The organism is Rhizobium tibeticum (assembly GCF_900110205.1).
Taxonomy (GTDB): domain Bacteria; phylum Pseudomonadota; class Alphaproteobacteria; order Rhizobiales; family Rhizobiaceae; genus Rhizobium; species Rhizobium tibeticum.
Map to the genome: position 1 here is coordinate 146,902 of NZ_FOCV01000015.1, position 6,000 is coordinate 152,901.

At 55.1% G+C, this 6,000-nt stretch carries 6 protein-coding genes and 1 pseudogene; 4 read left to right on the forward strand and 3 right to left on the reverse strand.

What is annotated here, in order from left to right; translation table 11 throughout:
- The first annotated feature begins 409 nt into the window (after positions 1-409).
- Together BSG20_RS37010 and BSG20_RS35660 are read left to right on the forward strand one after the other, a co-directional pair.
- Positions 410-649 carry a hypothetical protein gene (locus tag BSG20_RS37010; RefSeq protein ID WP_072377314.1) on the forward strand — a complete coding sequence of 80 codons (240 nt, stop codon included), beginning with the start codon at positions 410-412 and terminating at the stop codon, positions 647-649.
- A gap of 459 nt (positions 650-1,108) precedes the next feature.
- Entirely contained in the window at positions 1,109-1,681 is a 573-nt protein-coding gene (locus BSG20_RS35660; RefSeq protein ID WP_143147502.1) for a hypothetical protein, read from the forward strand.
- A gap of 642 nt (positions 1,682-2,323) precedes the next feature.
- Here the strand turns inward: BSG20_RS35660 and BSG20_RS18050 are convergent.
- A complete protein-coding gene (locus BSG20_RS18050) occupies positions 2,324-2,704 on the reverse strand; it encodes a hypothetical protein (RefSeq protein WP_072377309.1) in 381 nt (126 codons plus the stop codon).
- Positions 2,705-3,185: 481 nt separating this feature from the next.
- Here BSG20_RS18050 and BSG20_RS18055 point away from each other — a divergent pair, with 481 nt between their 5' ends.
- Positions 3,186-4,871 carry an arylsulfatase gene (locus BSG20_RS18055; RefSeq protein WP_072377307.1) on the forward strand — a complete coding sequence of 562 codons (1,686 nt, stop codon included), beginning with the start codon at positions 3,186-3,188 and terminating at the stop codon, positions 4,869-4,871.
- Here BSG20_RS18055 and BSG20_RS38860 read toward each other — a convergent pair.
- Positions 4,868-5,005: a peptidoglycan-binding domain-containing protein gene (locus tag BSG20_RS38860; protein ID WP_368681547.1), complete on the reverse strand. Its 138-nt coding sequence runs from the start codon at positions 5,003-5,005 to the stop codon at positions 4,868-4,870. The two genes, BSG20_RS18055 and BSG20_RS38860, sit on opposite strands and share 4 nt — an antisense overlap.
- Between BSG20_RS38860 and BSG20_RS37540 the strand changes: the two genes are divergently transcribed.
- Entirely contained in the window at positions 4,940-5,251 is a 312-nt protein-coding gene (locus BSG20_RS37540) for a hypothetical protein (protein ID WP_244541352.1), read from the forward strand. The two genes, BSG20_RS38860 and BSG20_RS37540, sit on opposite strands and share 66 nt — an antisense overlap.
- Before the next feature lie 476 nt (positions 5,252-5,727).
- Here BSG20_RS37540 and BSG20_RS18065 read toward each other — a convergent pair.
- A pseudogene (locus BSG20_RS18065) lies at positions 5,728-6,000 on the reverse strand (UPF0149 family protein); the annotation flags it as partial.

Consider the following 6,000-nt stretch of genomic DNA (forward strand, 5'->3'; position numbering starts at 1 on the left):
CTGTTCGGTTTGCTCGTCTCGGTTCAGCTCGCTGGCTCGCGGGCAAAGGTCGGATTGCCCAGGCCAAGTGATCTTTCTCTGGCTCGTGCTTCCACGCATGTCGAGCCGATTGACGCTGTCGACAGCATATTGCGGATTTTCCCGAGGGCGCGCAAGCAGGTGGCGCTATAAGCGTTCCAGCCATGGCAGGAACATCCTATCTTGCAACGCCTGCATTGCAACGTCAGGTGTTTCCAGTTCCGGGAAGCGCAAACCAAAATAAATCAACCACTTGGGAATTTGCTGGATTCCTGATCTTCTTACGAAATCACTATGATTTTTGAAGAAGTGTCCAACCTGTTTTTGGCGGCTTTTGCGCCACTAGCGGTCGTTGCTTCGGCTCCCACAACGGAACCCTACGACACGACCAATGAGCACTCCCATCGGGACAATGGCGATTGCCGCGAACACGTTTGTCCACTTGGCAAATGCTATAAGAATTATCCAGCAAGTGAGCGCGAACGGGATGATGGCACTAGAGACGGCCATAGTGATAAGCAATAGCACTCCAGATAAGTTTTCAACGCCCGGCTGGGACGGCACCCGTGTAATTGTTAGGCCAGTAAAGCCGACGAGCGACAAGGCGATCGGCGTCACCAACCTGGCTTGAAGTGCGCGAGGTCCTATCTGGTTTCGTTTTCGCCGACGATCGGTCGAGATGGCGGTCAAAACAGAAGCCGTCATTCCCAAAAAGCAGACGATGAACGTAGGAAATAACAGCATCGTATCGCCCTTTGAACCCGCCGGACTTCTCAGAACCTGCTGACCGCTCCCTTCCCAACAGGTAGCGCTCGTTCTTTGTACATCTTCCACGAGTGTAAAAAGCGTGTGATAGCAGTGTGGTAAATGGGATGCCCACCTGCGGGTCCGATCGGAGATTGTCGAATAATAACAGTGTGGGTGTAAAACGCTTGACCTTTCACCATGCCCTCTGCATAGGACGTCTTACACGCCAGCCGACCGGCTTTGGGGCCAAAGCAGCCTTGCCGCTCGTTCGCTCACAGCTCAATCTTGACGCCAATATACGCGTTGGCTACCTAAGCGGGAAATGTATGGGGGCGTCTACGTGGTGCGTAAGTTGATCCGGACTTTCTTGGCTGCGATTTCAATTGCCGTTTTAATGCCCGAGGTAGGCATCCCGCACGAAATTGATCACGAGAGCAGAGATCAGCCCAAACTGATTGATCACACATGTGCAGAGCTGAATTCAGCACATAAAAGCATGCGCGAAACTTCGAAATATCGAGAGACAATCCACGACTTGAGACCAGATGGTACGCTCATTGAATACACAACAGTGATTATTTACGGTGCGTACGGTTACCAACGATATGCGGGCGAAACGGGCTGGGACCGCTTCAACAATGAGTCTCCATCTTGGCAGAGATTTACCTCCTGCACGCGCAAAGACACGAGGACTGGTCGCCGCTTTTATGCGACCTATCACCACCAAGGACACATCGCCGGAACCGAGGTTTTGATGACTTCCGACGGAAAAAAGGTCAAAAAGGTAATACGTCGTTATCCACGGGATGATGAGTTTTTTCCGTTCTCTACCGCGGTTTCTCGATTCGACAAGGGGCCGAAAGCAGTCGAAGTGCCTACGAAATATACCTGTGGGGGAAGTCCCTGCCGGCTGTAGATGCATCCAGAGCCGAGACACGTTGGCGCCTTGTGCCATGGAAGGTGTGTGAGATAGTGCCGTATTCGCAGCAAGACTTTCCGACGCTAGTTCAGCCTGCAAGTCGCGCCAGGCTTTTGATCGCTGCAGGTGTCGTTGTTCCCCTTTGCATAATGTGCGGGTTCATCATTCATGGTGACTTCACGACCCGTAACATTGGTCCTGTGACAGCCACGTTTCTCCTCCCGGTGTTTCTCGTTATCGTCGCGGTTTTCTTGTACGGAGCGTGGATAGTCGATCCCGACAAACCCTCCGCGTCATCAGCTCGGAAGGTGAGGCCTTCCCAATTCCGTGGCACGCGATCTCCTCCGCAAAAGGAATGACCGTTGCCAAAACGGAGGTCCTGTATTTGACCGTCCGCCGCGAGGCAGATCCGGAGCTATTCGACCTTTTCGTTCGCAGGAACCTCTGGATGTCACGTAAAGTCGCCATTCCACTGGCGTATTTTCAGGGAGCGAAGCCTCAGGAAGTGCGGTCAATCGTCAAAGGGTACCTGAGGGACATCTGTGGCACCCCGTGAAGCCGAGCGATGGCTGGAGGACTAAAAAATCTTTCATCTGCAACCAGGAAGTTATGTATGCAAGGTCTCTCGTGCAGCGATTGCTATGCCCGATTTCGGGGCCGGTTCGCTCGCTGTGGAAAGAATGAGTTACAGAGGTACAGCATAATTCGGATCCTGTTTGGCGTACTCTGCAATTCGCTATCAATGCCATCCCTATGCTTTTGTACTCGCTTATCGGCGTCCTCCGGAGACTTTCCAATCTCAATGAGGTCATTCTTTCCTTTTTCGTACAGGAAGCCCGCCTCTAAGGTGTGAAAGGCTTCGGCGTCCGCATCACCTGTTTTCCTGTAGGTTTCGGCCACCTTCATATGGACGGCCGCGCAATAGAAGAATTGATATTTGGCAAACCGACGCTTGTGTTCTTGCGCGGTCGAAACGGTTGGCAAGATAATCAGAAATACTGCAATCAACCGAAGTTTCATATCGCCTCTCGACGCGCAAAAGTGGAACGGCCGAACGCGACCGATACCAGATGTCAGCGTCCCATGCGCGAGCTTGTCGCTTGAGCCTTAACTTTCGGTTGAGATTGAGGCTTGGCTTTATCGGATGCAAGTGGCGAGTTCGATGGCCGCTTCGGGCGTGGCCGACAACGGTCATCGGCGGAGTTCCCTATAGCCCTTTAGGGCAATATTAGGAATGCCAAACCTGTAGTAATGTCCAGCGCTCGGGAGGGATTCAGGCCAAAGCAAGGCTTTGCGCGGGCGAAGGAGTGTCGAAAGGCATAACGTCCGCATTTTGCATATTATCCAAGTCTTCTCGCTACGAGCCGCTAGTCCCTGTCGAGCGCTACACTTACACTCTTCGAATGCCAGGTCCGTTCCAGCCATGTAGTCAGATCGTATCCGCAGACATGAGGAGGGGCACCTTTATGCCCTGAATGCAGTCCAAAACGGAGAAAGCATCATGAGTAGCATGAGAAACCTTTGCTTTGGTATGTTGGCTTCGGCGTTGACGACCGCGCTCGCTGGGTCAGCAGTTGCACAACAACAGTCTTCCAAACCCAACATTCTCGTCATCATGGGTGACGATGTCGGCTGGTTCAACATCGGGGCCTATCACCGGGGGATTATGTCAGGGAAGACGCCCAACCTCGACAAGCTAGCCGCCGAGGGCATGATGTTCACTGACTATTATGCAGAAGCAAGTTGCACCGCAGGCCGGGCGAGCTTCATCACCGGAGAAATTCCGCTGCGCACCGGTTTGACCACGGTTGGGCAGGCGGGCGCGGACGTGGGGATGCCCGCCAAGGCGGCAACGATAGCGGCTGCGCTAAAAACACAGGGCTACGCCACCGGGCAATTCGGCAAGAACCATCTCGGCGATCTGAACAAGTATCTACCGACGCTACATGGCTTCGACGAATTCTTCGGCTACCTCTATCACCTGGACGCGATGTCCGATCCCTATTGGTATTCATTCCCCGATGACCAATCCTATCGAGACAAAATCGGGCCGCGCAATCTGGTACACAGCTTTGCAACCGAGACGGACGACGCCACCGAGCTGCCGCGCTGGGGCAAGGTCGGCAAGCAGCGTATCGTCGATGAAGGGCCACTGGCACCGTACCCCGACATGTCAAATGTGCCCAACATGCACGACATCACGCCAAAGGCCAAATACGACATGGGCTCGTTTGACGAAGTGCTGGTCAAGGCTTCGTGCGACTTCATGGACAAGGCCAAGACCGGCGGCAAACCGTTCTTTGTCTGGCACAATACGACCCGCATGCACGTCTGGACTTTTCTGTCGCCCAAATATCAAGCCCTTATGAATAGCAGCACCAACTATGGCCTCGAAGAAGCCGGCATGGCGCAGCTTGACGACAGCGTCGGCGCTCTCATGAAGTGCGTCGAGGATGCTGGTGAGACCGACAACACCATCGTCATTTTCACCACGGACAACGGAGCGGAAGTCTTCACTTGGCCTGACGGCGGGATGACGCCGTTTAAGGGCACCAAGGGTACTGTGATGGAGGGCGGGTTCCGCGCACCGGCCATCATCCGATGGCCGGGCAAGGTCAAGGCTGGAACAGTCGAGAACGGCATCTTCTCAGCCCTGGATTGGTTCCCGACGTTGGTGGCGACAGCTGGAAACCCAGAGATAACTGACCAGTTGCTCAAGGGTGTCGAACTTGGCGAGAATACCTACAAGAACCATCTCGACGGCTACAATCAGTTGGACTTGCTGTTGGGCAAATCACCATCTGCACGGCATGAATTTTTCTACTTCGGCGGCCCTGCTTTGGGGGCAGTCCGCATCGATGACTTCAAGTACCAGTTCTTCCAGCAGCCGCAGGGTTGGCCGGGTGCGAAGGTCACAACGGACATGCCCACGATGGTCAATATTCGTCAGGACCCCTTCGAGCGGACGCCGTCGATTGGCAGTCAAAACCTCAATGACCTTGGTGGAGGCTACATGAACGACTTCTACGCTCGTGAGTTCTGGCGCTTTGTCAGTGTTCAGCAGGAAGTTGGCAAACTTGCGCTCACGGCAATCGACTACCCGCCGATGCAAGACCCGGCCTCGTTCAACCTGGAGGCCGTAAAGAGGCAGATCGATGCTGCGATCAAGAACAAGCCGGGCAACTAAGTGGAACCTCGACGACGACAACGGGTGGCCGAAGGGCCGCCCGTTGGCTTTCCGTTTGGTTCCAGGTGGTGGTCGCGCTGGAACTCGATCACCGCGTCCTCGGTCCTCTGCTCGAACTTTCCATCGATTACCACGTCGAACCCGACGTGCCTGAGCATATTCTGCAGCGCAATGACGACGTCACCGCGATTTCCGCAGGCGAGCAACGGCCGCTCGGGTGCGAATGCTTGCAGTGCAATCGTCTTGACGTCGATGTCAATCCCGCTTCTTGGCGTATACTCCCACCACGTTCCCACCAAGGACGCGGAGGCGCGGCGGAGATCTCGGCGTTCGCGCCGGTGCCGCCCCTTGCGCCGTCGGCACCCAGCGAGATGAGTTGATGAGTTCGTATTCGGTTTCCGGGCCCGGCACCCTGTACACGAAGTCGCGGCCCCAAGCGTCCTTGAACGGCCCATCCGACAATGCATTCAGGTTCGCTGGATACTTTTGGTGGGCCGTAAAGAAGGTATCGATCTTCGCGATAACCGACTGCATTGTCTCCCAGGTCTTCCGCCGCTGCGTATAGAGTCGCGGTCGGCTGTGCTTTTCCGGATTGGCCGGCGGAATGGCGCCGTAGTTCGTCCGGGCTAGGCACTGATCTCTCAAGCTCTTGTGAGATAAGGTGTTTCACTGCCCAGCGAGCCGCTGATCGTCAACTTCACAAACGCCTCTTCGAACCCCGGCCGGATAGGCACCACACACGAGACAGCTCAGAGGCTAGGTAGCTTTGTCAGTTCGCGCGAATAGGTGTTCAATCGTGAGCGCGACGAACAGCCCACCGCTTTCGGCGTTGACGGTTTCGCAATAGCACCCTTTGTCAGAACTTCTGCTTTGCCCGCTTCGGCATGAAGTAGGTTCGGATATTGACAAGTGCTTCAGCGACGTCAGCAGCATCCTGGCGGGTTGCTTTGTGTTTTGCGTCGCCGAGCTTGCGGATGGGCGCGATGATATCCCCAGTGACGGCATGACCTTGAAGGACGGGCTGCCAAAGCCTCGGCGCGTAGTGTGTTCCCAGCAGAAAGCAGAGGTCCCAATCGAATGGATCAAAGGCCTGGTCATCGATCCTGGTGAACCTTGGCCGGTGGTCTTT